This is a genomic window from Bifidobacterium reuteri DSM 23975, from assembly GCF_000741695.1.
GTDB classification, from domain to species: domain Bacteria; phylum Actinomycetota; class Actinomycetes; order Actinomycetales; family Bifidobacteriaceae; genus Bifidobacterium; species Bifidobacterium reuteri.
Map to the genome: position 1 here is coordinate 1 of NZ_JGZK01000013.1, position 24,508 is coordinate 24,508.

The 24,508-nt window shown below is 61.9% G+C and carries 22 protein-coding genes and 2 pseudogenes; 17 read left to right on the top strand and 7 right to left on the bottom strand.

Annotated features, from left to right (window positions below):
* Nucleotides 1-676: 676 nt before the first annotated feature.
* On the bottom strand, nucleotides 677-970 hold the full coding sequence (locus BREU_RS08800; RefSeq protein WP_044089585.1) for a DUF3039 domain-containing protein: 294 nt from the start codon (nucleotides 968-970) through the stop codon (nucleotides 677-679).
* Between the two features lie 133 nt (nucleotides 971-1,103).
* Here BREU_RS08800 and coaD point away from each other — a divergent pair, with 133 nt between their 5' ends.
* From coaD to BREU_RS08845, 9 genes are all read left to right on the top strand, one after another.
* Complete coding sequence (gene coaD, locus BREU_RS08805; RefSeq protein WP_044089586.1) at nucleotides 1,104-1,652, top strand: pantetheine-phosphate adenylyltransferase; 549 nt, start codon at nucleotides 1,104-1,106, stop codon at nucleotides 1,650-1,652.
* Entirely contained in the window at nucleotides 1,649-2,665 is a 1,017-nt protein-coding gene (locus BREU_RS08810; RefSeq protein WP_140463369.1) for a DivIVA domain-containing protein, read from the top strand. Before coaD ends, BREU_RS08810 begins: the two co-directional genes overlap by 4 nt.
* Before the next feature lie 90 nt (nucleotides 2,666-2,755).
* Nucleotides 2,756-3,361 (top strand): YceD family protein, encoded by a 606-nt coding sequence (locus BREU_RS08815; protein ID WP_044089588.1) that lies wholly within the window; start codon nucleotides 2,756-2,758, stop codon nucleotides 3,359-3,361.
* A 123-nt stretch (nucleotides 3,362-3,484) separates the two neighbouring features.
* Nucleotides 3,485-3,679: a 50S ribosomal protein L32 gene (rpmF, locus tag BREU_RS08820; protein ID WP_044089590.1), complete on the top strand. Its 195-nt coding sequence runs from the start codon at nucleotides 3,485-3,487 to the stop codon at nucleotides 3,677-3,679.
* A 262-nt stretch (nucleotides 3,680-3,941) separates the two neighbouring features.
* Entirely contained in the window at nucleotides 3,942-4,751 is an 810-nt protein-coding gene (gene rnc / locus BREU_RS08825; RefSeq protein ID WP_081886653.1) for a ribonuclease III, read from the top strand.
* 173 nt (nucleotides 4,752-4,924) lie between these two features.
* Nucleotides 4,925-6,892: an acetolactate synthase large subunit gene (locus BREU_RS08830; RefSeq protein WP_044089592.1), complete on the top strand. Its 1,968-nt coding sequence runs from the start codon at nucleotides 4,925-4,927 to the stop codon at nucleotides 6,890-6,892.
* 16 nt (nucleotides 6,893-6,908) lie between these two features.
* Nucleotides 6,909-7,463, top strand: a complete 555-nt coding sequence (gene ilvN / locus BREU_RS08835) for an acetolactate synthase small subunit (protein ID WP_044089593.1) — start codon at nucleotides 6,909-6,911, stop codon at nucleotides 7,461-7,463.
* 153 nt (nucleotides 7,464-7,616) lie between these two features.
* Nucleotides 7,617-7,901 carry a FitA-like ribbon-helix-helix domain-containing protein gene (locus tag BREU_RS08840; RefSeq protein WP_044089594.1) on the top strand — a complete coding sequence of 95 codons (285 nt, stop codon included), beginning with the start codon at nucleotides 7,617-7,619 and terminating at the stop codon, nucleotides 7,899-7,901.
* Between the two features lie 3 nt (nucleotides 7,902-7,904).
* The gene (locus BREU_RS08845; protein ID WP_044089595.1) at nucleotides 7,905-8,324 is read left to right on the top strand and encodes a type II toxin-antitoxin system VapC family toxin; all 420 of its coding nucleotides are present in this window, start codon (nucleotides 7,905-7,907) and stop codon (nucleotides 8,322-8,324) included.
* A gap of 228 nt (nucleotides 8,325-8,552) precedes the next feature.
* On the opposite strand, the pseudogene BREU_RS12685 reads toward BREU_RS08845, so the two are convergent.
* From BREU_RS12685 to BREU_RS08855, 3 genes and pseudogenes are all read right to left on the bottom strand, one after another.
* Nucleotides 8,553-8,780 (bottom strand): annotated as a pseudogene (locus BREU_RS12685) (ABC transporter C-terminal domain-containing protein); the annotation flags it as partial.
* A 104-nt stretch (nucleotides 8,781-8,884) separates the two neighbouring features.
* Nucleotides 8,885-10,829: pseudogene (locus BREU_RS08850) on the bottom strand (ABC-F family ATP-binding cassette domain-containing protein); the annotation flags it as partial.
* 314 nt (nucleotides 10,830-11,143) lie between these two features.
* Entirely contained in the window at nucleotides 11,144-11,881 is a 738-nt protein-coding gene (locus BREU_RS08855; protein WP_044089598.1) for a type 1 glutamine amidotransferase, read from the bottom strand.
* 315 nt (nucleotides 11,882-12,196) lie between these two features.
* Here BREU_RS08855 and cysS point away from each other — a divergent pair, with 315 nt between their 5' ends.
* Nucleotides 12,197-13,846: a cysteine--tRNA ligase gene (gene cysS / locus BREU_RS08860; RefSeq protein WP_044089599.1), complete on the top strand. Its 1,650-nt coding sequence runs from the start codon at nucleotides 12,197-12,199 to the stop codon at nucleotides 13,844-13,846.
* 142 nt (nucleotides 13,847-13,988) lie between these two features.
* On the opposite strand, the gene BREU_RS08865 is transcribed toward cysS, so the two are convergent.
* On the bottom strand, nucleotides 13,989-14,897 hold the full coding sequence (locus BREU_RS08865) for a cation transporter (protein ID WP_044089600.1): 909 nt from the start codon (nucleotides 14,895-14,897) through the stop codon (nucleotides 13,989-13,991).
* A 376-nt stretch (nucleotides 14,898-15,273) separates the two neighbouring features.
* Here BREU_RS08865 and ffh point away from each other — a divergent pair, with 376 nt between their 5' ends.
* The 7 genes from ffh to BREU_RS08900 all read left to right on the top strand — a co-directional run bounded on the left by ffh (nucleotide 15,274) and on the right by BREU_RS08900 (nucleotide 22,280).
* Complete coding sequence (gene ffh, locus BREU_RS08870) at nucleotides 15,274-16,929, top strand: signal recognition particle protein (RefSeq protein WP_044089601.1); 1,656 nt, start codon at nucleotides 15,274-15,276, stop codon at nucleotides 16,927-16,929.
* A gap of 95 nt (nucleotides 16,930-17,024) precedes the next feature.
* Entirely contained in the window at nucleotides 17,025-18,116 is a 1,092-nt protein-coding gene (locus tag BREU_RS08875; RefSeq protein WP_044089602.1) for an endonuclease/exonuclease/phosphatase family protein, read from the top strand.
* Between the two features lie 176 nt (nucleotides 18,117-18,292).
* Nucleotides 18,293-18,754: a 30S ribosomal protein S16 gene (rpsP, locus tag BREU_RS08880; RefSeq protein ID WP_044089604.1), complete on the top strand. Its 462-nt coding sequence runs from the start codon at nucleotides 18,293-18,295 to the stop codon at nucleotides 18,752-18,754.
* Between the two features lie 20 nt (nucleotides 18,755-18,774).
* Nucleotides 18,775-19,008, top strand: a complete 234-nt coding sequence (locus BREU_RS08885) for an RNA-binding protein (RefSeq protein WP_044089605.1) — start codon at nucleotides 18,775-18,777, stop codon at nucleotides 19,006-19,008.
* A gap of 21 nt (nucleotides 19,009-19,029) precedes the next feature.
* Nucleotides 19,030-19,650 carry a ribosome maturation factor RimM gene (gene rimM / locus BREU_RS08890; protein WP_044089606.1) on the top strand — a complete coding sequence of 207 codons (621 nt, stop codon included), beginning with the start codon at nucleotides 19,030-19,032 and terminating at the stop codon, nucleotides 19,648-19,650.
* Between the two features lie 377 nt (nucleotides 19,651-20,027).
* Entirely contained in the window at nucleotides 20,028-20,807 is a 780-nt protein-coding gene (locus tag BREU_RS08895; protein WP_044089608.1) for an SDR family NAD(P)-dependent oxidoreductase, read from the top strand.
* Between the two features lie 222 nt (nucleotides 20,808-21,029).
* Nucleotides 21,030-22,280 carry an L-lactate MFS transporter gene (locus BREU_RS08900; protein ID WP_044089609.1) on the top strand — a complete coding sequence of 417 codons (1,251 nt, stop codon included), beginning with the start codon at nucleotides 21,030-21,032 and terminating at the stop codon, nucleotides 22,278-22,280.
* A 199-nt stretch (nucleotides 22,281-22,479) separates the two neighbouring features.
* Here BREU_RS08900 and BREU_RS08905 read toward each other — a convergent pair whose 3' ends face one another.
* Nucleotides 22,480-23,568, bottom strand: a complete 1,089-nt coding sequence (locus tag BREU_RS08905; protein ID WP_044089610.1) for a nucleoside hydrolase — start codon at nucleotides 23,566-23,568, stop codon at nucleotides 22,480-22,482.
* A 49-nt stretch (nucleotides 23,569-23,617) separates the two neighbouring features.
* Nucleotides 23,618-24,484 (bottom strand): aldo/keto reductase, encoded by an 867-nt coding sequence (locus tag BREU_RS08910; RefSeq protein ID WP_044089612.1) that lies wholly within the window; start codon nucleotides 24,482-24,484, stop codon nucleotides 23,618-23,620.
* Nucleotides 24,485-24,508 lie beyond the last annotated feature (24 nt).

Below are 24,508 nucleotides of genomic sequence, written 5' to 3' on the forward strand. Positions count from 1 at the left end.
GACGCGGCGTCGAGCAGCGCGAGCGCGCGCCGCACATGGCGTGCGACGGGCGTGGCGGCGCGCGAAATGCACGCATGAACGTGCGAACGCGCACGCAAGTACGAATGTGAGCGCACGCCGGAACGCGAGCCCTCCATTTCGGCGATGCCCCATAGATAATTGTCCCGCTAGCGCAAATAACCGCATGGTTGCGCTAGCGGGACACAGTTTTCTGTCCCGCTAGCGCGATTCGGCGGTTTTTCCGGTTCCGGGACAGTCGATTTGGCCCACAACGTCGGTCAAACGATTGACATTATCTACCGGGACAATCGCGACAATCTGCAAAACCGCGGAATTCCGCCATTTTGGACATCGAGATCACCGACGACCGCGCGACGCCGCACAGTAGGCTTGTCCCGATACGTGAAAAACAACGAAATCGTCATTCAGGGACACGAATAATTGCCACGGTATCGGCGTCAAACGATTGACTCTTTCACCGTGGCAATTATCATCCTCACTCGGCTACCGCCTCAGCTCAGGCCGAGACTACGGACAACCCACCGGGTTGTCCGCTTCACGCCTCAATCCGCAAGAATGGACTCCGCAACGCGGAGACCCAACACACCCTCGCCCGGCTACCGCCTCAGCTCAGGCCGAGACTACGGACAACCCACCGGGTTGTCCGCTTCACGCCTCAGCCCATCATCTCGTCATAGATGCGCTTGCAATCGGGGCAGACCGGATACTTGGACGGGTCATGCTTGGGCACCCAGACCTTGCCGCACAGCGCCACGACCGGACGTCCGGTGGCGCGGGATTCCGCGATGCGGTCGCGGGAGACGTAATGCGCGAATCGATCGGCGTCGCCGCCATCGTCACGCACCGGTGATTCCTCGACCTGCGGGCGCTCCAATACCGAAGTTCCGGCGCTTTGATCGGGATTGCGCAATGGTTCGGCGTCATCAACGAACATACCGGCAAAAGCCATGATGCACTTCCTTACTGTTGTACGATGCAAGATTCGACCGGCTTCCATCATAGATTCCCTTTGTTCCCTGCGGAAACCCGTAGCGCGTAATCGCGAGGTGTCCGCATACGTCAGACGATGTAGTCTAGAAGTCATGACTATCGCAGTATGCCCCGGCTCGTTCGACCCCGTAACCGCCGGCCACTTGGATGTAATCGAGCGCTCGGCGCGGTTCTTCGACGAGGTGCACGTGGTGGTGGCCGTCAACGCCGCGAAAACACCGATGTTTTCCGAAGCCATCAGAGTCGACGTGATCCGGCGCGCCTTGGCTGAGGCCGGCTGCACGAACGTGGTCGTATCCTCCACGGAAGGATTGATCACCGACTATTGCAAGAAGGTCGGCGCGACCGTCATCGTCAAGGGACTGCGCCAGAACGGCGACTACGAGGCCGAGCTCGGCATGGCCTTGGTCAACCGCAAGCTCGCCGGAGTGGAGACGTTGTTCCTGCCGGCCGACCCGATTCTTGAACATATATCCAGCTCCATTGTCAAGGACGTGGCTCGCCATGGTGGAGATGTGACCGGCATGGTGCCCGATTGCGTCGTTCCCCTGCTCGCCGACGCCTTGACGCAGGAAAGCCGGAAGACACTGACGAAGGAAAGCCAGAAAGCACTGACGAAGGAAAGCCAGAAGAAGGACTGATGATGAGCGACGACCACCCTACGGGATACATCGATCTGACCAAGCCGGAGCCGAATCAGGGCTTTGGCGCCGGTGCCGCAGCCGGCAATACGAGCGCGGCCAGCGAACCGCCCGCCGTGCCGGTCAACGCGCTGGGACACGCAGCTGCAGCGACCGATGCAACAGGTACAGCCGCTGCGGCATCCGGCAATAACACTGCGGACAATGGCGCTCCCCACGCCCCCGATTTCGTGCTGGCATCCACCGAGGAAGCCTCGACGGTCATGCCTTCGGCAGATTCGCGCGCGCCGCACACCGACCATCCCGAAACGGCAACCCCGGCGGCCCCGGCGTCGCAGCCGAACTCCTCGAACGCCGCGAGCACTGCGAACGCCAACGGAGGCAGGCCTCGAGGATTCAACATGGACGCGCTTCCCGATCTGCGCGAGAACGCGGAATCCGATCCGGCGACCGAGAAAAGCCGCGCGGAATTCACCACCGTGTATGACGTGATCGATGAATTGGACGCCATGCTCGCCGAAGCCAAGACCAGCATCTTCACCCCCGGCATGGTGCGCGTGGACCGCGATGAATTCACCGCGCAGCTCGATGAGTTGAAGAAACTGCTGCCGGTGCAGCTGGAGCGCGCGTCCGCTTTGATGCGCGAGGCCGAGCGTCGTCTGGAATCCGCGCAATCTCAGGCCAACGCGGTGGTGGCATCGGCGCAAAGCCGGGCCGCCGACATGATCAAAGACGCCAACGAGCAGGCGCAGTTCCTCGCCGGTCAGGAGAACGTGACGGAGCTGGCGCGACAGAAGGCCCGCATGATTCTCGAGCAGGCGCAGAACAAGTCCGACCATCTCACCCAAGGCGCGGACCAGTACTGCATCACGGTGATGGAAGGCCTGTCCCAGCAGCTCACCAAGCTCAACCACGACGTTCAGGCGGGGCTGAACGTGCTGCACGAACGGCAGCAGGCCGCGGCCGAGGACATGCCGAACATCACGCTGAACGATTATCCTGAGGCACAGTAACCCGCGCTCGGGCCGCGCGCGACCAAGGCGCGGCGCATGGCGAGCGCACAGCATCAATAGCATCAAAAAACAAGGCAGAAAGACCAGATTATGGCACGAGTAGAGCATTCCCCCTGGGCGATTCCGGTGGCGCAGATCGCATCACGCGCGGGTCAGTCCAAAACAATCGACGCCGATTTCCCGGCCCCGAGCGGCATCGGCGACGACATCGTCGGCATCAAGGAAGGCACGCCGGTGCACGTGCGCGGACAGTTCGATTCAATCGTGGACGGACTAATCTTCACGGGTCGCCTCGTGGCGCCGTTCGTCAGCGAATGCACGCGGTGCCTGAAGCCTATCGACAAGGATTGGCCGGTCGACGTCACCGTGTTCTTCCCGTACGAGTCCGCGGCGCATGACACCGTGCGCGGCGGCAAGGGCGAGGAAGTGGAGATCATCGCGGGCGAGGACGAGTCCGAAGACACCTATCCGCTGCTGGAGAACGGCGCATTCGCGGACATCGAGGCGCTGATCCGCGACACGCTGGTGGAATCGCTGCCGCTGCAGCCGCTGTGCAAGCCGGATTGCAAAGGCCTGTGCTCCCAGTGCGGCGCGGACCTGAACGAGGAGCCGGACCATCATCACGACGTCGCAGACATCCGCTTCGCCGGTCTGGAGGCGCTCAAAGCGCAGCTTGAAGCCGAACAAGGCAAGTGACAGGAGCGTCCGAGAGGGCATGTCGGAGCCCGCAGAAGTTGCGTGTCTCGCGTTTGTACGAGCCATGCGTTAAGATAACGGACGCTTAAGCTCAATTGTTCGAACGAAATAGAGGATACTCAAATGGCACTGCCTAAGTACAAGACCTCTCGCGCCAACACGCATTCGCGTCGCGCGAACTGGAAGGCTACCGCTGCCCAGACCGTGAGCTGCCCGAACTGTGGCGCTCCGGCCCTGCCGCACATGGCCTGCCCGAGCTGCGGTAACTACCGCGGCCGCACCTACCGCGCCGCCATCCGTTCCGCCCACACCAAGTGAGCGTAACGACAACGGCATGATGAAGGCCCTGCCATCGACGGGTGGCGGGGCCTTCGCATATCGGGCGTTGCCCGGAGAGACGTTACCCTAAGAGACGCTTCCCTAAGAGCACGCCCGAAGAACACATCAACACGAGCACACACCAACGCACAGGCAAGTCGTGGCCTTTCGGCGACGCCGTCACCCGGCAATCCTCGGCAGCCCACGACCGACCTGCATCAGCCATCCATCATCACCGCATTGCGAAGGATCATCAATCATCATGACTGAATCATCAGCCGGACAATACGACGAGCAGCGCACCGACCGCACAGTGCGCGTCAGCCGAACCAACACAGACGCCACACCGGCGAGCGAGCTGCTCCAGGCGCTCGGCACCACCATCAGCCCCGATCTGCTGGTGCAAGCGCTCACCCACCGCTCCTTCTCCCACGAGCATCCGGGCGCGCTCAACTACGAACGCCTCGAGTTCCTCGGCGACGCGGTGCTTGAGCTCATCTCCACCGAAACCCTGTTCACCCTCCATCCGGACATGACCGAGGGGCAGCTCGCCAAGATGCGAGCCAAGGCCGTTTCGGAAGAGGCGCTGAGCGCCATCGCCCGCACCAAGCTCAAGGTGAGCCCGTACATCCTGCTCGGACACGGCGAGGCGGAGCAGGGCGGAGCGGAGAAGAGCTCCATCCTGTGCGACATCGTGGAATCGCTGATCGGCGCCACTTTCCTGGAGCACGGCATCGACGAAGCGCGCAAGGTGGTGCATCACCTAATTGACGACACGCTCGCCGAAGTGGCCACCGAAGGGCCGGCGCTCGATTGGAAGACGTCGCTCACCGTCAAGGCGCACGACATGGGCAAGGACGAGCCGGTCTACCACATGGAGGTCACCGGCCCGGAATATGCGCAGGTCTTCACCGCGCGCGTGAGCCTGGGCGACAGCGACCGGATCATCGGCATCGGCAAGGGCAGCAGCAAACGCAAGGCGCAGCTGGCCGCCGCCGAAGCCGGATGGAAGGCGCTGGAAGCCGCATTGCAGGCCAAGAATGCCAAGAAGCCCAAGAAGCGGACGAAATAGCAAACCGACTAGGTGCGCTGTCTGCTTTGTGAATAGACTGATACCACAACATGAGCAGCGAGCCGCATGCCGAGCCACAAGCCCAGAGCAGCGGACGGAATGGTATGCGCGCCGCCCCGGCAACACTAGCAGCCGGATGGCGCAGCGCGATACATGATGAGGTGAGAGGAATCATGGCTTTACCCACGCCTTTGCAGGCCTTCAGCGGTGTGCCCAAAACCACTGCGGCCGTAGACAAGCAGACCATCGTAGACGGCGAGAAGATGACCGGCGCCCAAGCGCTGGTGCGCTCGCTGGAGGACCTGGGCGTCACCGACGTCTTCGGCATCCCCGGCGGCGCTATCCTGCCGGTCTACCATCAGATCAACGATGACACGAAGTTCCGCTTCGTGCTGATGCGCCACGAGCAGGCCGCCGGCCATGCCGCCGAAGGCTATGCGCTGGCCACCGGCAAGGTGGGCGTGTGCATCGTGACGTCCGGCCCGGGTGCCACGAACGTGGTCACCGCCATCGCGGACGCAAACATGGATTCGGTGCCGATGGTGGTCATCACCGGTCAGGTGGGCGTACAGGCCATCGGTACGGACGCCTTCCAGGAGGCGGATATCGTGGGCATCACCTACCCGGTGTCCAAGCACTCCTTCCTGGTGACCCGCGCTCAGGATATCCCGCGCGTGCTCACCGAGGCGTATCACATCGCCAGCACCGGCCGCCCCGGCCCCGTGGTCGTGGACTTGACCAAGACCGCGCAGACCGGTGAGATGTACTACTCCTGGCCGCAGCGCATGATTCTGCCCGGATACAATCCCACAACCAAGGCGCACGGCCGCGTGCTGTCCGACGCCGCGAAACTGTTCTCCAAGTCCTACCGCCCGGTGCTCTATGTGGGCGGTGGCGCCGCCCGCTCCAACGCCGGCGCCCAGGTCAAGCGGCTGGCCGATCTGACCGGCGCCCCTGTGGTGACCACTCTGCCCGCACGCGGCATCATTCCGGACAGCGACCCGAAGAACCTGGGCATGCTGGGCATGCACGGCACGATCGCCGCCACCGGCGCCGTTCAGCGCGCCGATCTGCTGGTGGCCATCGGCGCCCGCTTCGACGACCGTGTGACCGGCAAGCTGGACGCTTTCGCGCCCACCGCCCGTGTGATCCATATCGACATCGACCCGGCCGAGATCGGCAAGAACCGTCAGCCAGACGTGCCGATCGTGGGCGACGTGGCCACGGTGTTGGACGATCTGATTCCGGAGATCGAGCGTACGCAGGCCATTGTCGGCAAGCCGAATCTGGCTCCGTGGTGGCAGGCGATCGACGGCTGGCGCAACGCGTACCCGATGACGTGGGATGAACCGACCGACGGTTCGCTGGCCCCGCAATGGGTGATCAAGAAGCTGTCCGATCTGGCCGACCCGTCCACAATCTGGGTCACCGGTGTGGGACAGCATCAGATGTGGGCATCCCAGTTCATCGATTTCAAGAATCCGCACTCCTGGCTGTCTTCCGGCGGCCTCGGCACGATGGGCTATGGCCTGCCGGCCGCAATCGGTGCTTCCGTGGGTTCCGCGCGCGAATTCGACGGAAAGAAGCCGGTGTGGCTGATTGATGGCGATGGCTCCTTCCAGATGACTTCGGAGGAACTGGCCGCCGCGTTCCTTGACCATGCCCCGGTCAAGATCGCCATCCTCAACAATTCCGTGTACGGCATGGTGCGTCAGTGGCAGACGCTGTTCTACCAGCACCACTATTCGCAGACCAACCTCAAGGACGGCGAGGCGCACGGCGTGGACGGCGAGACCGCGCTGGCTGACGGCAATGCGCCGCTCGAGGTGCCGGACTTCATCAAGCTGGCCGAGGCATACGGTTGCGTCGGCATCCGCGCGTTCACTGAAGAAGAGGCCATCGAGGCGATCAAGAAGGCCAACGAGATTAACGACCGTCCGGTGCTTGTCGACTTCCGCGTCTGGAAGGATGCGATGGTCTGGCCGATGGTCGCCGCTGGCGCATCGAATGATGAAGTGACGTATAAGCCCGGCATCAAGCCGCTGATCGGCGGCACGCCGGCCCCGGGAACAGGAGCGGTGGATTCCGCTGATTCTGCTGGGTCCGCTGATTCCATTGATTCCGCGGTGAACGAGCACTGAGGGGAGAAGATTGACGATGGCTATGTATCCTGCATCGCAGCCCGGTTCCGAGCGTCATACGCTGTCCGTGCTGGTGGAGAACCGTCCTGGCGTGCTGGCCCGTATCGCAGGCCTGTTCGCGCGCCGTGCGTTCAACATCAACTCGCTGTCCGTCTCCCCCACCGAGCGTCCCGACATTTCCCGCGTCACCGTGACTGCCGACGTGGAGGCGGTGCCGCTGGAGCAGATCATCAAGCAGCTCAACAAGCTGCTGCATGTGCTCAAGATCGTGGAGCTTGACCCGAATTCCACCGTGGAACGCGAGTTGGTGCTCATCAAGGTGGCCGCCGACGAGTCCAACCGTTCCGACGTGCTGGAGATCGTGCGTCTGTTCCGCGTGCGCGTGGTGGATGTGAACCCTGAGTCGCTGACCATCGAAGCCACCGGTGCCGAGGGCAAGATCGACGCGCTGCTCGGCCTGCTGGAGCATTACGGCGTCATCGAGCTGGTGCGCTCCGGCGCGGTGGCCGTGACCCGCGGCCCGCGTGCGCTGGCCGAGAAGGTTGTCGGCTCCGAAGTCACCGGACGCTGATTGCCTCACATAACAACGAAGGGGGAATGCACTTATAGTGCATTCCCCCTTCGTTGTTCTTGGCGACATCATTCCGCCGACACAACCTCAATCGTTGCTTTCATAATGACAGCACGTCATGCTAGCATTATGAAAGCAACGAGGAGGTGCGACATGGCAACACTGACTATCCGAAAGATACCCGACGAACAAATTCAACAGCTCAAGGAAGTGGCTGAAAAGAACAACCGCTCCATGGAATCTCAGGTACGGTCCATTCTCGAAGAATGGTTGGCCGGCACGGTGTCGCGTGAAATCACGCGAAAGACCAATTTCTATGATGAAATCCGCGAATTCATGAAAAGCATGGATTTTGAAGGACTCGACGAAGGTGAGCTCCTGCTACCCAAGCGAGATCCCGCTGATTCCCGACCACCAGTATCTTTTGAAGAGGAATAATCCGTGATCATTCTGGACACCAACGTCATCAGTGAAATTGTCAAGAAGCAACCAGACGAGCACGTTGCCAATTGGCTGAGGAACCAAGATGCCAGCAACTTGGCGACCACCACTATCACCGTTGCCGAGTTGCTGGCCGGAATACGCCGTATGCCTGAAGGTAAACGACAGAAATACACAGATGCAACCGTCAAGCTGGCGCTTATGACATTAGAGGACAGGACGTTTGCATTTGATACCGAGGCAGCCTCAGATTATGCCCGTATCCTTGTCGAACGCGAGCACAGGGGCAAACCTACTAGTATTCAAGACGCCATGATCGCGGCGACTGCCTGTTCCTGGGGAGCCGCCGTGGCTACGCGCAACATCAAGGACTTCGAAGGCACCGGCGTGGAATTGATCAATCCATGGGAGTGCGCATAGTCAGCGTGCATGAGGCCATCCACCACGCGGTGGCCCCGGCAGCAAACGTACCGAGGCCTAGTATCCCGCGTCATTAATTCGTTGAAGAAATTGGAGGCTCCCCTTGTCAGGGGAGCTGGCCTGCGAAGCGGGACTGAGGGGTAGTGAATTAATCAACGAACTTACGGCGAGGCCCAGTGAGCGTTGCAGTTGCTTCCGCTACTCCAACTGCCACTACTCCAACTGCCACTACTCAAGTTGCTCCGACAGCTCCATCCACTCGGCGGTGAGATCATCGGACTCGGCGTTGATGGCGGTCAGCTGCCCGTTGAGCTTGTTGAGGCCTTCATAGTCGGCCGGGTCGTGGGCGGCCATCTGCTGCTCGAGATCGGCCTTCTGGCCCTCCAGCTTCGCCAGCTTGCGTTCGATGGCCTTCACGCGCTTCGACGCCTCATGGAACGCCTTACCGGTAAGCTTCGCCTCAGCGGCGGATTCCCCGGCGTCGCCGTCGGCCTTGCCGTCGTTCGAAGTCTGGATGCCGGAACCCGAGCCTCCCTGAGCGGAGGCGGCGGCACCTTTGGCTCCCCGCTTGGACGAACTGCCACCCGTTCCGGCGAATCCGGGATTGTCCGCAGGCAATCCCTTGCCGTTCTTGATGTCCTCGACCATGTCGAGGTAATCCTGCACGCCACCAGGCAGATGACGCACCTTGCCGCCGATCAGCGCGAACTGCTGATCGGTGACACGCTCAAGCAGGTACCGGTCGTGGGAGACGACGATCAACGTGCCCGGCCAGGTGTCGAGCAGGTCCTCCATCACCGCGAGCATATCGGTGTCCAAGTCGTTGCCGGGCTCGTCCATGATGAGCACATTCGGCTCGTCGAGGAGGATCAGCAGCAGCTGCATGCGGCGCTTCTGACCGCCGGACAGGTCGGCGATAGGCGTCATCAGCTGGGCGGACTCGAAGCCCAGACGCTCCATCAGCTGCCCCGGCGTGACTTCCTTGCCGTCCACGATGTAGCTCGGCTTATAGCGGGACAGCACTTCCTTGATCTTGTATTTGCCGAGCTTCTCCAGCTCGTCAAGTCGCTGCGAGAGTACGGCGAACTTCACGGTCTTGCCGATGTTCACATGGCCCGCGGTCGGGGTGAGCGTACCGTCGATGAGCTTCAGCAGCGTGGATTTGCCAGCACCGTTGGCGCCGACGATGCCGAAACGGTCGCCCGGACCAATCAGCCAGGTCACATCGTCGAGAATCTCACGGCCGGACACGGTGACCTTGCGGGCTGCGGACGTGGAACCTTCCGCATCGGCAGCCGTCTGGTCGTCCACGCCGATGGTTTCGCCGCCGGTGTTCATACGACGGACCTCGCGATCATCGGACAGCTGCGGATTGCCTGCGCCTTCGGTTTCGGCCTTCCGGCGCGCTTCCTCAGCGGCGGCCACAGCCTCAGGCACACCGGCGTCCACCAGACGAGGATCGGTCATATCGGTGACCGCCACTTCGACCGAACCGTGTAGCTGAGGCTCAGCGTACATGGCATTGACCACGTCCACCCGGGAGGCGGAGTCAGCGAGCGCCATAGCATCCGGATCGATCGCATCGGCTGCCGAAACCTGCCCCTGCACATGTTCGAAGATCTGGGTCACATCGATGAGATCCACCACCTGCTTGCCGAGCCGGGAGGTGGCCATCTGCTTCAATTCCAAGGTATTGCGCATCGGCGGCACGTCGGCGATAAGCTCGCGAGCGGCCTTGACATGGAACTTCTGCTTGGTGGAGCGGGCACGGGCGCCACGGGACAGCCACGCGAGCTCCTTGCGGGCCAGATTGCGCCGCTTAGTCTCGCGCACGTCGGCCTGACGGTCACGCTCGACGCGCTGCAGCATGTATGCGGAGTAGCCGCCTTCGAACGGCTCGATCACGCCATCGTGAACCTCCCACATCGATTCGCAGACCTCGTCCAAGAACCAGCGGTCATGGGTGACGAGCAGCAGCGCGCCCTGACCGCGCGACCAACGGTTCTTCAGATGCTCGGCCAGCCAATGGATGGTGACCACGTCCAGATGGTTGGTGGGCTCGTCGAGCGCAAGGATGTCCCAATCCTTGAGCAGCAGGCGCGCGAGATCGGCGCGGCGGCGCTGGCCGCCGGAGAGCGAACCGATCTTCGCGTCCAGGCTCATGCCGCCGAGCAGCGCCTCGACGATTTCGCGGGAGGTGTTGTCGGACGCCCATTCGTAATCCGCGCGGCCCTCAAGCGCCGCTTCGCGGATGGTGGCGTCGTCATCAAGAGGGTCACGCTGGTCGAGCATGCCGAACGTCAGACCGCCGCGCTTGGTCACGCGGCCGGAATCCGGCTCCTGCGTGCCGCGGAACAGATGCAGCAGCGTGGATTTGCCATCGCCATTGCGGCCTACGATGCCGATGCGATCGCCCTCGAACACGCCCTGCGTCACATCGGTGAAGATGGTTTTGGTGGCGAAGGCGAGCGAAACGTGTTCCAATCCAATATCGTAAGTCGGCATGATTCACCAATGTAGCGTCATGCTTACCCAGCCGCAGGCACACAGTTGCGGCGGCGTTGGCGCTGGCGGTAGCGGTGGCGGTGGCGCGGCGTTGACGTTGGCGTTGACGGCACCGACGCCATCACCGCGCTTCCCACCACCTCCCGACCGCCCACCATGTAGGGAATTTCCCACCGTGTAGGGAGCCCGAATCCCATCATTACCTGCAAATGGCGGAAAATGGCCATTCCTGTTCCCTACACGATGGGGGAATCCCTACATCATGGGCAAATCCCTACACGATGGGGATAGCTAGCGCCTATTGGGCGCACTTATTACGCCTGCGCTGCACCCAACGTCTGCGCGTAGGCGTTGCAACGGGCGGCGAATCCGGAGAAGACCTGTTCGGACAGTGGCAGCAACAGCGGATCGTATTGCGCGAACTGTTCGCGCAGCTGGGTTTTCGAGCCGCCGGCGGCCTTCAGATCCTTGACCATGCTCGGCTCCTCAAGCCATTCGTCCAGCAACGAACCGCATACCTCAAGGTGGAATTGGAGCCCCAGCGCCGACCCGACGCGGAACGCCTGCACCTTGGTGCCTGCCGAGCGCGCAAGCAAATCGGCCCCTTCAGGCAGCCCCACCACGTCGTTATGCCAATGCAGCACATTCATCTGCTTGTCCCACATGGAGAAATAGTCATGTTTCTCCATGCGCTTGATCGGGGCGAAGCCGATTTCAGGCGCATCGCCCTTGCGCAACTGCGCACCCAGAGCCGTGGCGATGATCTGATGTCCCAAACACACGCCCAGCACCGGCTTGCCCACGGACACCGCCGCCTTCGCCAGCTTGGCCTCGGCCTTCAAGCCCGGGTAGTTGTCGTAATCCAATGCCCCCATCGGACCGCCCATAATCACCACGCCGGCGAGTTCCTTGAAATCGGGAAGGTCGGGCTTCTTCTGTTTGGCGATGTTCACCGTCACCGCTTGGATACCAAGATCCTCAAGGTTGGACAGAATACGTCCGGGGCGTTCCCACGGAACATGTTGCACAATGAGCACTTGTGGTGTGACCATGCCACCTATTGTGGCATGAGGTACGACCGTGCATGTTACGTAGTCGTGGCGCGGCGCTAATTGCATACCGAGACGTCGAGGCGGGTGCCGCGCAACTCCTCGCCCATCGAGGGCTGCCGCGGGTTATCGCGAAACGTTACGCATCCTCCCCGTTTTACCTTTAACTCCGCTCCCCGCGCGCTTCACTCCGCACACCCAGTAACGTTCACCCCGTACTCCGCACCCCGCACGTTGCACCCCGTACTCCGCACCGCTTCACCCCACACGCACCGCATCATCGCTTCATGTCTGGCTTGTTCCCTACGCTTGAGGGCTATGGGAAACAGCCAAGAACCGCAGGATTTCAGCAATTCCGTCATGCCTTCCAGCCTGACGCCCGTACACGTGGCCAAAGCCGCCGAAGCGCTGAGCTTGTACGACACCGCCTCTCATCAGGTCAGTCGTTTCGTGCCGCTCAAACCCGGCAAGGTGGGCATCTACGTGTGCGGCGCGACCGTGCAGTCTTCGCCGCATATCGGACACATCCGCGCGGCCGTGGCGTTCGACGTGATCCGCCGCTGGTTCCTCAAGCTCGGCTATCAGGTCACGTTCGTCCGCAATGTGACCGATATCGACGACAAGATTCTTGACAAGGCCGCTGCAGCCGGCCAGCGCTGGTGGGCCCGTGCATACTATTACGAGCGCGAATTCACCCAGGCATATAACACACTGGGCGTGCTGCCGCCCACCGTGGAGCCTCGGGCCACCGGTCACATGTCGGACATGATCGACATGATCCAGCGCATCATCGACAACGGTCACGGCTACGTGGTGCTGGACGAGAACGGCAAGCCCACCGGCAACGTGTACTTCGACGTGGCGTCGTGGCCGCATTACGGCGAGCTGACCCATCAGAAGCAGACCGCCGAGGTGGATGAGGCCGCAGCCGTGGCCGACCGCATGGGCCCGTCCGTGGACGCCACCGGAGCCGACAAATACAATCCGGTCGACCCTGCCGACGCCTCCCCCGACAAGCGCGACCCGCGCGACTTCGCCCTGTGGAAGGCCCCGAAGGACACCGATCCCGAAGACGCCCGCTGGTCCACACCGTTCGGCGTCGGACGCCCGGGCTGGCACATCGAATGCTCCGCCATGTCCCATCGCTATCTGGGCGACGGTTTCGACATCCACGGCGGCGGCCTGGATCTGCGATTCCCACATCACGAGAACGAAATGGCGCAGACACGCGCCGCCGGATACCCCTCCGCCGCACGGTGGATGCACTCCGCATGGGTGACCACCAAGGGCGAGAAGATGTCGAAGTCCCTTGGCACCGGACTGTCCGTACCGTCCGTGCTCGCCGAGCATTCCGCCTGGGTGGTGCGTTATGCCCTGGGTTCCGTGCAATACCGTTCGATGCTCGAATGGTCCGGTCAGGCGCTGGTCGAGGCGCAAGCCGCATATGACCGCGTATCGAACTTCATCGAGCGCGCCGGCGTGGTGTTGGGCGAGCAGCCTTCGTACGAGGAAATCACAGCAGTGCCCGCAGACGAGCTGCCGGCCAACTTCGTAGCCGCGATGAACGACGACATCAACGTCTCCGGCGCGACCGCCGCAATCTTCACCGCCATCCGTTCCGGCAATACGCTGCTGTCCAAGCTGGCCGACCGCGTGGATTCCGAGACGGCCAAGGCCGAAGTGCGTGAGGCTCTTGTTGCCGTACGAGCCATGCTGGATACCTTGGGGCTTGACCCGCTGGCCGAGCCGTGGGTTTCCGCTGGCGCCGCAGGAGGTGCCGGCGACGCCGCATCTGAGTCTCCCGAGCATTCCGCACTGGAGGCGCTGATCGGCGAACAGCTGACCGCCCGCGCCGAGGCACGCAAGGCGCGCGACTTCGCCAAGGCCGACGCGATCCGCGACGCGCTTGGCGCGGCCGGCATCGCCATCGAAGACGGCCCGCAAGGTTCCACTTGGAGTCTGAAGTAATACCGTTCACGTTGACGGCAACGTCAGCGTCATGCCGGCATCATGCCGGCGTACTGCGTACACATTATTGCCGTGCCACGCTGGTGCAATAGCGCTTATTATGCGCCAGCGTGGCACGATAAGTCGACGATAACGCAGATCGTCAGTCGAACACAAAGTCCACATCGACGATGTGCAGGCGCTGTTTGAGCGCCGCCTCCAGCGAGCGCTTGCGTTCCACGAGCTCGGCCACGTCGATGGTTTCGCCGGTGCCGGCCAGATACACGTCCACCGTGTAGTTCATGCCGGTTTTGAAGATCAGCGTCTGCTCATACTCAGTGTTGGACGGTAGGTGCTGCTGCGCCGCGGCCTCCACGAACGCGTTGGTCTCGTCATCGTCATGCACGCCGCCCACCAACTCCACAAACGCATCCTTGAGCACACCGAACGGCTCCTTGAAAGTCAGGGCCACCAGCGCCACGGTGATGAAGAAATCGCCGGTGTAGTGCAGGAAATCAAGTGGACCGCCAGTCGGCAGCACCATCAGGAACAGCGCCACCATGCCGATGCCGAACGACATCGCGCCGTCCACCAGCGTGCTTTTGCACTCGGCGGTGAGCATGGTGCTGGCATTGCGGATGGCACGGTTTTCACGGCGATAGTACAGGTAGAGACCGAAGCACATGAGCACCATCGCGATCTCATAGATCACCACCGGCCCGGTCGCGATGCGTTCGCCATCGCCGAATACGAAGTAGTCGTAAGCCACCTGGCACACGTCGATCAGCGAATACAGCAGCAACGACATGGTGAAGATGGCCTTGCAGATCGCGTAGATGGGTTCCAGCGCGAACATGCCGTTGGGGAATCGTTCGGTGGTGCGGACGGTCCGCGAGGAGAGATACACCGCCACCAGTCCGGAGAGCACGGATATCGCGGTGAATGAGAAATCAAGGAACAGCGCCTTGAGTCCGGTCATGAAGAACACGGCCATGCCGGCCGCGACCTGAATCAGATTGACGACGTTGCCGACGATCAGGGCTTTGCGTTCTATTGTCTTATATTGGGGCATCGGTGGGCCTTCCATATTGCACGGCATGTCTGCGTTGGCCCGCTACTTCACTGGTCGGCTGGCGGGATTCTCCGGGAATCCGTTCGCGACTCGATTCGCGAGGGCGCACGGCAGTCTGCGTATAGGTGGTGTCCAAGGATTTTCAAACGGCGTAAGCATTCCAAAACCACTGGATTAATTGCCATTCCATAGTAGCAGCAGGGCAGAATCGCAACGATTCTGCCATAATCCGGAAGGCACTGACGCAATAACAGGCATCCAGCAACAACGTTGGCAAAATCGTTGCTAGCCGGACGGCCGGCCGACAGGCGGCAGAATCGGCCGCGCAGCGGAGAGTGCCGCAATTTCCCGCGTGGCGGCTAGACTGTTGCCCATTATGGCAGCTTTTTCATCGTTAACTGACAGACTCTCGAATGCGTTCAAGCATCTGAAGAGCAAAGGCAAGCTTTCCGAAGCGGATATCGACGGTACGATCCGCGAGATCCGCCGCGCACTGCTCGACGCCGATGTGGCGCTCGACGTGGTGCGCTCCTTCACCGGCAAGGTGCGCGAGCGTGCGCTGGGCACCGAGGTGTCCGAAGCGCTGAACCCCGCGCAGCAGGTGGTGAAGATCGTGGACGAGGAGCTGACCGATGTGCTCGGTCAGGGCGTGGATCGTCCGCTGAACTTCGCCAAGAACCCGCCGACGATCATCATGCTCGCCGGCCTCCAGGGTGCCGGTAAGACCACGCTGGCAGGCAAGCTGGGCTATTGGTTGAAGGACTCCGGCCACACGCCGCTGCTGGTGGCGGCCGATCTGCAGCGCCCGAACGCCGTGACGCAGCTGCAGGTGGTCGGCGAGCGCGCCGGCGTACCGGTATATGCGCCAGAGAAGGGCGTGCAGTCCGATGGCGGCGAGGCGGTGGCCGCGCCCGGTCAGACTTCCGGCGACCCGGTGAAGGTGGCACGCGACTCCATCGCCTTCGCCAAGCAGAAGCTGTATGACACGGTGATCATCGATACCGCAGGCCGTCTTGGCGTGGACGAGGAGCTGATGAAGCAGGCCCGCGACATCCGCGACGCCGTGCAGCCCAACGAGATCCTGTTCGTCATCGACGCGATGATCGGCCAGGATGCGGTCAAGACCGCCAAGGCCTTCGACGAGGGCGTGGACTTCACCGGCGTGGTGCTCTCCAAGCTGGATGGCGACGCCCGCGGCGGCGCCGCGCTTTCGGTGGCGAGCGTGACCGGCAAGCCGATCCTGTTCGCCTCCACCGGCGAAGGTCTGAAGGACTTCGAGGTCTTCCACCCGGATCGAATGGCATCGCGCATCCTCGATATGGGCGATATCATGACCCTCATCGAGCAGGCGCAGAAGCAGTTCGACGAGGAGGAGGCCCGCAAGGCCGCCGCCAAGATCTCGGAAGGCTCGTTCGGACTCGACGACTTCCTCGACCAGCTGCAGCAGGTGCGCAAGCTCGGTTCGATGAAGTCGCTGCTCGGCATGATTCCGGGTATGGCCCAGCATCGCAAGGAGCTGGAGCAGTTCGATGAAAGGGAGATCGACCGCACCGAGGCCATCATCCGTTCGATGACTCCGGCAGAGCGTCGCAATCCCTCGATCATCAACGGCTCCCGTCGCGCCCGCATCGCCTACGGTTCCGGTGTGACCGTCTCGCAGGTGAACGCGCTGCTGCAACGTTTCGAGCAGGCCGCGAAGATGATGAAGCGCATGTCGAACCGCAACGGCATGGGAGGCGGCATTCCCGGCTTCGGTGGCCCGTCGATGGGTGGCGGCAAGAAGAAGGGCAAGAACAAGAAGAAGGGCGGCAGGTCCGGCAATCCGATGAAGCGCGAGGCCGAGGAAAAGGCATTGCGCGACAAGCTCGCCGGCAAGGCCTCCGGTGCCACCGGCGGCTCGGCGTTCGCCAAGAAGCCGCAGAATCCGGCCCTGCCCGCAGGCCTTGAGCAGATGATGGGCAACGCCGGAAACGACGGCGCGGAATTGCCGCCGAACCTCGGCGGCGGCCTCGGCGGACTGTTCGGTCGCTGATAGCCGCCGATCATCGGCAGCAATACGATGCGGCTCTCCTTCCGGGGAGAGCCGCTTTTTGTACTTCTGTATTTCAGTGCTTAAGGAGTTTGTCCATGACGACTACGTTTTTCGCTGTGGTTATCATTCTCGCATGGCTGTGGCTCGGCCTCTCCGCACTGCCCGCAGGGCTTGAAGCGCGCATGCCATTGCCGTACATGATCGCGCTGACGCCGTTTCTCTGGGTGCCGTTGATTGTGCTCGCCGGCGTGGCGGTATGGCAGCACGAATGGGGCGCGATGTGCTTGCTCATGGTCGCGGCCCTGATGACCAGCTCCCAGCGCATCAGCTACTGGGGTACCGGCCTCACCGCCGGCAAAAAGCGTGAAACACTGCGTGAAACATGGCGTGAAACATCGTATGAAACACTTCCGCCGCAGTTCGCAGTCATGACGCTGAACTGCCGATACGGGCGGGCGAACGCCGACGCCATTGTCACTGCGGTTCGCGAGCGCCGCATCGCCGTGCTCGCGCTGCAGGAGGTCACCGACGCACTCGTCGCCCGACTGGACAAAGCAGGCATCGGCGAACTGCTGCCCTACCGCCAATCCGGCAATCCCCAAGACACGGACAACGGCGGCTACAACATCATCCTTTCCCGCTATGAACCGGCCGCGGCCGTGCCGAGTGTGGTGGACATCCCCGCCGCCGACGTACCGGCCATCACACTCAGGCTGGCCGGCGAAAACGCACAGTCCAGTAAAACCGTCCAAGCAAACGACACAGTCGCAGACCAAACAGATACCGCAAGCACACAGCCCGAGCGCACGGTGACCTTCTGCTCGGCTCATCCGAAGTCGCCGATGCGCGGCTGTGCGGACTGGTCGGCGGGCATTCTGGGACTCGGAGCCATCGCGCGCGCCTCAGTCATCGGCGATCACAATATCGCCGTGGTTCTGGGCGACCTCAACTCCAGCACCGACCACCCCAGCTTCCGCGCGCTGCTCAAATCCGGATTCAAGGACGCGAGCCTGACACAGGCCGCCGGGCCGACGCTGACATTCCCCCGATGGATTCCCTGGCCGCGCATCGAATTGGACCATATCCTGTTCACACCCGGATTGAATCCGTCCGGAGTGCAGTCATTCGAAATACCGGACACCGACCATCTGGCGCTCACCGCGACGCTCGCGCTGCGTGAGTGCTAGCGCGATAGTCCAACGCGTGTCTCACGTCCTGGGCATGGGGCTATAATAACCCAGTTATTCACGCGCGCGTGGCGCCCTCTACACCCCGTGCCGTGAGGACACGTGGGTTCCGGCGAGCCGTGCCCCACACAGCACACTGAGAAACCACAAACCTAGTATTTACAAGGAGAGCCATTTTGGCAACCAAGATTCGTCTGAAGCGACAGGGCAAGAAGTTCTACGCCTTCTACCGCGTGGTGGTCGTTGATTCCCGCAAGAAGCGTGACGGCAAGGTTATCGAAGAGATCGGTATCTACAACCCGAACACCCAGCCCTCGACCATCCAGATCAAGTCTGACCGTGCTCAGTACTGGCTCGGCGTCGGCGCTCAGCCGTCCGAGCCCGTTGCCCACCTGCTGAAGATCACCGGCGACTGGCAGAAGTTCAAGGGCCTCGAAGGTGCCGAAGGCACCCTCAAGACCGTTGAAGCCGGCCCGGATGCCGAAGCTCGCGTCGAAGCCGTCGAGAACGAGGCCCAGAAGCTGAAGGCCGCCAAGTCCGAAGCCGAAGCTAAGGCCAAGGCAGAGGCTGAGGCCGCTGCCGCCGCCGAGGAAGCCCCGGCCGAGGATGCCGCTGAAGAAGCTCCGGCCGAAGCCTGAGATTTCGAGGAAGGCTGGCAATGCTCGCACAGGCTGTGGAACATCTCATCAAGAACATCGTTGATTTTCCCGACGATGTTTCTGTCAAGTCCTATGAGAATGCGCGCGGCGAACTGCTTCGTGTGCGTGTGAACCCGGAAGACATCGGCCGAGTGATCGGTCGTGGTGGCCGTACCGCCAACGCGATTCGCACGGTGATCCAGGCATTGTCCGATCACAAGGTGCGCGTCGACATCATGGACGTCCGCCGATAAGCGATAAGGATATTTCACAGCATGGCAGAGTACGACATGCACGACGACCCTCAGCAGCTCGAGTTGCTGAGGGTCGCTCGTATCGGACGCGCACAGGGCCTGAAGGGCGAAGTCAACGTGCGCATTTTCACCGACGACCCCGAGTGGCGATTCGAGCCGGATTCCGTTCTCTATGAGCAGGACGACGATGGCGAAACCGAATACGTCGTGGAGCGCTCCCGCACCGCGGGCGACCGGTGGATCATCAAGTTCGAGGGCGTCGATGACCGTACTGCGGCCGAGGCCTTGAACGGCGTGGAACTCTACGGCGAAGCCGATGACCCGGACGAAATGCTCGAGGCGGATGAATGGTATCCGAAGGATCTCATCGGTCTTGAGGCACGACTGGCTGACGGCAACGGGCTGAATCTGCCGGTCGGTCAGGTGGTGGGCACCGTGGTGGATGTGATTGACTCCCCCGCCCAGTCCCTGCTGAAGATTCGTCTGGCCGAGCCCGTGGTCACCGGGCAGAACTCCAAGGGCGAGGACGTGGTCGAGAAGACCGCGCTCGTACCGTTCGTGGAGGAACTGGTTCCCGACATCGATCTGGAGGAGCAGTACCTCACGCTCGACCCGCCCGGAGGCCTGATTCCGGGCCTGTAAGCCACGGCACACCTCAGCATGAATAATCCCCGAGCGTACGTTCGCCCGGGGATTATTCATGCCCATCTCAGTAAACGTACGCTGAGCGGGAGTCAGTGTACGTTTACTGAGATAACGCCGGAGACAGGCACCCGCAATGGACGCGTGCAATGCACGCTGATATGGACACCAACGCGCACAGATTTGCGTTTGCACTACGTAGCCACTAAGTTGTCATTCCGTCAACTATCGTTGTCCGATCAGAGAAGACCGGATTCCGATCGACGACACAGCACAGCACAACCGAATGCATGGGCAATGCGGCCCTAATCACGCCGGTTGCCTATGCCGGCCGACGATCACCCGCGCCCCGCTGAGAACATCAAGGAGGAACAGCCATGGCAGAACGCAAAGTCGCGCTGATTACCGGAGGCGCCATGGGACAAGGCAAGGCACACGCCCTGAAATTCGCGCAGAACGGCTTCGACGTAGTACTCGCGGACATGCAGGACCCCGAAAGCGACGCATTCCGCGCCACCGTACAGGAAATCGAAACCACCGGTGCCAAGGCACTGGCAATCAAGTGCGACATTACCAAGGATGAGGACATGTCCGCCCTGTTCACGCAGGCGTGGGATACGTTCGGCCGAATCGACGTGGTGGTGGCCAACGCCGGCGTCATCAATTTCGGCTACACCTGGGAGCTCACCGACGCCCAGGTGCAGAAGGTCATCGATGTCGACCTGATCGGCACTTGGCGCACCGACAAATACGCCGCGCTTTACATGCGCAAGCAGGGCTTCGGCCGCATCATCAACATCGCATCTACATCTGGCATGTACGGCACCCCGCAGCTCGCTACCTACTGCATGGCCAAGTGGGGCGTGCGCGGCCTGACCAAGACGCTCGCGCAGGAGCTCAAAGGTACCGGCATCGTGGTGAACACCGTCTGCCCCACCAAAGTCAAGACACCGATGTGTGAGACCGACAGCTATGTGCAGTTCATCAACGACCTGACCGGCAACCATTATCAGACCTGGCAGGAGATGTATGACTCTGTTCCGTTCCTCGATGTGGAGGATATTTCGGACATGGTGTACTGGCTCGGCACCAGTCGGGCAGCCGGCAAGTTCAGCGGACGCGATCTGGGCCTCGACCTCGGCACCCTCCAGCAGTAGGCCGGCAGGCAGCAAGCTGTACGGCACGAAATCCGACTCGGCCAGGCTTCGACTGCCCCAGCAACGGCACGTGTCTGGTTCCGCATCGATTTCGTTCCCGATTGAGGCGAAATCGAATCATCGGGAACGACCTTCCCAAGGCAAGCCATTCCCGAATCACCAGCACGATTGTCGTTTCATCATCGTTGTTTCATAATTGTCGTTCACAAGGATTCTTCGACCATGACCATCACCAAAGCAACCCGCTGGCGCGTGTTCGCCGGCGTCTGGATCCAAAGCCTGTTCACCTCGGCCACCGCGTTCTTCAGCCTGTTCGCGCTGCCCCTGACCACCCAGTTCGACTGGAGCAGCTCGGACTTCTCCATGGCCTACACCATCTACATGTTCGTGTACTGCGCAGTGGGCTTCCTCGGCGGACTACTGGCCGAAAAGCTCCAGCCGCGCGTGGCCATCTACATCGGTCTGGTGTTCTTCGCAGCCGGCTGGTTCCTCACCGGCTTCGCCTCCTCGATTCCGCAGCTGTACCTGTTCTACGGCATCCTTGCCGGCGCCGGCGCCGGCACCATCTATCCGGCCTGCCTGCCCACCGCGCTGAAGTGGTTCCCAGACAAGGCCGGCTCGATTTCCGGTCTGGTGCAGGCCGGCGCTTCCTGTGGCCCGTTCATCATGTCGCCGATCGCCCAGTGGCTTATCGACACCTATGGCGCGCAATCCGCCTGCAAGATTCTGGCAGTGATCTTCCTGATCGGTGTAGGCGCGGTGGCATGGATGATCGTGCCCTGCCCGGAAGGATGGACTCCGGAAGGATGGACGCCCAGCAAGGAGCAGGCCAAGGATCTCAATACCAAGAACTACAACATTCCGCAGATGGTGAAGACTCCGGTGTTCTGGGTGATGCTGCTCATGTTCATCTTCGCCAATGCCGCCGGCACGATGATGGTCAGCGCCACCTCCCCCATCGCGCAGAAGCAGATCGGCCAGACTGCCATGACCGCCGCCTTGTGCGTGAGCATCATGACGCTGGCCAACATGTGCGGACGCATCGGCTTCGGCTTCATCTACGACCGACTCAAAGGCTGGAATTCGCTGGTATTGGTGCTGGTGCTGAACGGTCTGTCGATGGTGATGCTCACGATGGCGCACACGCTGCCGTACTTCATCCTGTGCATCTGCCTGGTGGGCTTCTCGTTCGGAGGCCTTCTGGTGGTGTTCGCGCCGATTGTCAAGAACGTGTTCGGCTCGCGCTTCTACAATCGCAATTATGGTCTGATCTTCATCGGCTATGGCATCGGTGCGTTCGTCGGCCCGAAGATCAGCGCCAGCTTCTATGACTCGACCGGTTCTTATGTAGCCGGTTACATCGGTTCCGCGATTCTGGCCGCGGCCGCCATCGGACTGGTGTTCGCCGCCCGTTATCTGGTCGGCAGGATGCAGGCCCGTGACGCCGCCGAAATCGCAACGGACGTGCACTGAGCCGGCGTCTGGGCCGGCGGTCATAGCCACAGTCGCCCTTTTTCTCAGTAAACGTACGCTGAGCGGGAGTCAGTGTACGTTTGGTGAGGTAGTACGGTGAGCAGCCAGACGGGAACACACTAGAGGGGAACACGGCGCTGCGTTGACCTGCCACTATCCGCCGCATATCTACGTCGGAATGCCGCAGATATGCGGCAGGTCAGCATACAGCTGCGGCGTTGGTGACGCGGGCCATGAACCGGTCGAGGAATGCCGGCACGTCCACGCCGAGGGCGACCTGCGTGTGCTTGTCGGGGTCCTGAAGGCGCGACCGATCGCCGATGGTACGCCCGCGGAACGGCCCATCCACGTCCACCTGAAGGTTGAAGCCGAACGTCGTCACCAGGCTCGGGTCGAGCGCTGCGGCGACAGCCAGCGGGTCGTGCAGTCCGCAGCCGTGAATCTCCGGCTGATTCCTGAGATAGAAATCAATGTAATAGTCGGTCATGGTGACGAGGAAGTCGCCGGCCGGAGTGCCGAGATCAGCCCATTGATGAGCCTTCTCACGAGTGAGCGCAGTCTGGTGGGTCACGTCGAGGCCAATCATCGTGGTGCGAGCACCGCACTTGAACAGGTAATCGGCAGCCTCGGGATCTTGGGAGATGTTCGCTTCGGCAGCGGGGCTGACGTTGCCGGGCAACGTCAGCGACCCGCCCATGAACGTCACGTTCGCGCCGCAATCCCGCACATCCGGCGCATTGCGGAACACGGTGGCCATCGTGGTCATCGCGCCCGTGGGTATAACGATCAAATCCGGCCCGTACTTACGCATCGCATCGACGATGAATCCGACCGCGGAACCTTTCGGCTCCGGTTCCCTCGGCGAATCGGGAATCACCGCGCCACCGATGCCATTGGGATGATGAACCGCCACCGAACCGGCGCTGGGAGCCCATACTGCATCTCGCGGCCAGCCTCCCCTACCGCCATCGCGCCAGTCGGCATATGCCTGATCGATCGGCGGCACGGCGTCATCTGCGGCAGCGGCAACTGCAGCTGGGGCCGCGATATTGTGCGCAATATTAACAGGCGCGATGGGATGGTCAACGCCGGGGTACACCGGTACGTCGTCACGGCCGAACAGGTGGAGCACGGCCAGCGCATTGCGTGCGGCAAGCGGCACCGCGACATTGCCATACGTGGCGGTGATGCCTATGAGGTCCGCCTCGTCGGCACTTCCCAAGGCATAGGCGATGGCCATGGCGTCATCGATGCCGGTGTCAAGGTCGAGAATCAGCTTCTTGCGCATGGAATCTCCTTGTAGGGCTTCCCTGTCAGGACGTTGCTGCGAGAAGCAATCAGCCGAGCTTGGCGAGTTCTTCCGGGCTGAGCTCGAGCTGGTCGGCCTTGAGGGAGTCGAGGATGGTTTCCGGACGGTGGGCGCCGGGGATCACGAACATATGGTCGCCCTTGGCGAGCTCCCAGGCCAGCACCACGCGCTGGTAGCTCACGCCGTGGGCTGAGGCCACCTCGCGGAACGGGTCGAACTTGGACTCGTCGTAGGGGTGACGGTAGCCGCCGAGCGGGCTCCAGCACACGAACGCCAGTCCCAGCTTGGCGCAGTAGTCGAGCGTGTCCTGCGTATCGAGATGAATCGGCGAGTACTGGTTCTGCACAGCCACGAGCTTGTCGCCGAGGATGGAACGCGCGATGTCGATCTGCTCGATCGAAGCGTTGGATACGCCGGCCACACGGGCCACGCCCTCGTCCACCAGCTGCTTCAGAGCCTCGATGGACTCGTTGTACGGCACTTCGGGATCATGACGGTGCAGATACAGCAAATCGATGGTGTCGACGCCGAGCGCCAGCGCGGACTGCTTGCCGTATTCGATGAGATGCTCCGGCTTGCCGTCGCGGGGCCACAGCGGCTCTCCGTTCTCGCCCCAGACGCGGCGCAGGCCGATCTTAGTGGCCACGGTGACCTCGTTTTTCGGTCCCTTCCACGTGGCCAGCGCCTCACGGACCAGCTTCTCACCGGTCTGCTCCTCCTCGCCGGGCGTGTAGTAGGCCCAAGCTGTGTCGATGTGGCGGCAGCCTGCGTCGAGCGAGGCGTGCAGGGTTTCGATGCCGACATCATGGCCGCGATTGTTTTCGATGGTCAGCGGCATCTCGCCGTGGCCGATGGCGGTGGTGGAAAATGGACCGAGGTTACGGAACAGTGCCATGATGGCTCCTTTGCGATTCGTGTA

Bases quoted from the DNA above. Each gene is read 5' to 3' on its own strand.
- BREU_RS08800 (WP_044089585.1), bottom strand. From the start codon at position 970: ATGGCTTTTGCCGGTATGTTCGTTGATGACGCCGAACCATTGCGCAAT.
- coaD (WP_044089586.1), top strand. From the start codon at position 1,104: ATGACTATCGCAGTATGCCCCGGCTCGTTCGACCCCGTAACCGCCGGC.
- BREU_RS08815 (WP_044089588.1), top strand. From the start codon at position 2,756: ATGGCACGAGTAGAGCATTCCCCCTGGGCGATTCCGGTGGCGCAGATC.
- rpmF (WP_044089590.1), top strand. From the start codon at position 3,485: ATGGCACTGCCTAAGTACAAGACCTCTCGCGCCAACACGCATTCGCGT.
- rnc (WP_081886653.1), top strand. From the start codon at position 3,942: ATGACTGAATCATCAGCCGGACAATACGACGAGCAGCGCACCGACCGC.
- BREU_RS08830 (WP_044089592.1), top strand. From the start codon at position 4,925: ATGGCTTTACCCACGCCTTTGCAGGCCTTCAGCGGTGTGCCCAAAACC.
- ilvN (WP_044089593.1), top strand. From the start codon at position 6,909: ATGGCTATGTATCCTGCATCGCAGCCCGGTTCCGAGCGTCATACGCTG.
- BREU_RS08840 (WP_044089594.1), top strand. From the start codon at position 7,617: ATGGCAACACTGACTATCCGAAAGATACCCGACGAACAAATTCAACAG.
- BREU_RS08855 (WP_044089598.1), bottom strand. From the start codon at position 11,881: ATGGTCACACCACAAGTGCTCATTGTGCAACATGTTCCGTGGGAACGC.
- cysS (WP_044089599.1), top strand. From the start codon at position 12,197: ATGGGAAACAGCCAAGAACCGCAGGATTTCAGCAATTCCGTCATGCCT.
- BREU_RS08865 (WP_044089600.1), bottom strand. From the start codon at position 14,897: ATGCCCCAATATAAGACAATAGAACGCAAAGCCCTGATCGTCGGCAAC.
- ffh (WP_044089601.1), top strand. From the start codon at position 15,274: ATGGCAGCTTTTTCATCGTTAACTGACAGACTCTCGAATGCGTTCAAG.
- BREU_RS08875 (WP_044089602.1), top strand. From the start codon at position 17,025: ATGACGACTACGTTTTTCGCTGTGGTTATCATTCTCGCATGGCTGTGG.
- BREU_RS08885 (WP_044089605.1), top strand. From the start codon at position 18,775: ATGCTCGCACAGGCTGTGGAACATCTCATCAAGAACATCGTTGATTTT.
- rimM (WP_044089606.1), top strand. From the start codon at position 19,030: ATGGCAGAGTACGACATGCACGACGACCCTCAGCAGCTCGAGTTGCTG.
- BREU_RS08895 (WP_044089608.1), top strand. From the start codon at position 20,028: ATGGCAGAACGCAAAGTCGCGCTGATTACCGGAGGCGCCATGGGACAA.
- BREU_RS08900 (WP_044089609.1), top strand. From the start codon at position 21,030: ATGACCATCACCAAAGCAACCCGCTGGCGCGTGTTCGCCGGCGTCTGG.
- BREU_RS08905 (WP_044089610.1), bottom strand. From the start codon at position 23,568: ATGCGCAAGAAGCTGATTCTCGACCTTGACACCGGCATCGATGACGCC.
- BREU_RS08910 (WP_044089612.1), bottom strand. From the start codon at position 24,484: ATGGCACTGTTCCGTAACCTCGGTCCATTTTCCACCACCGCCATCGGC.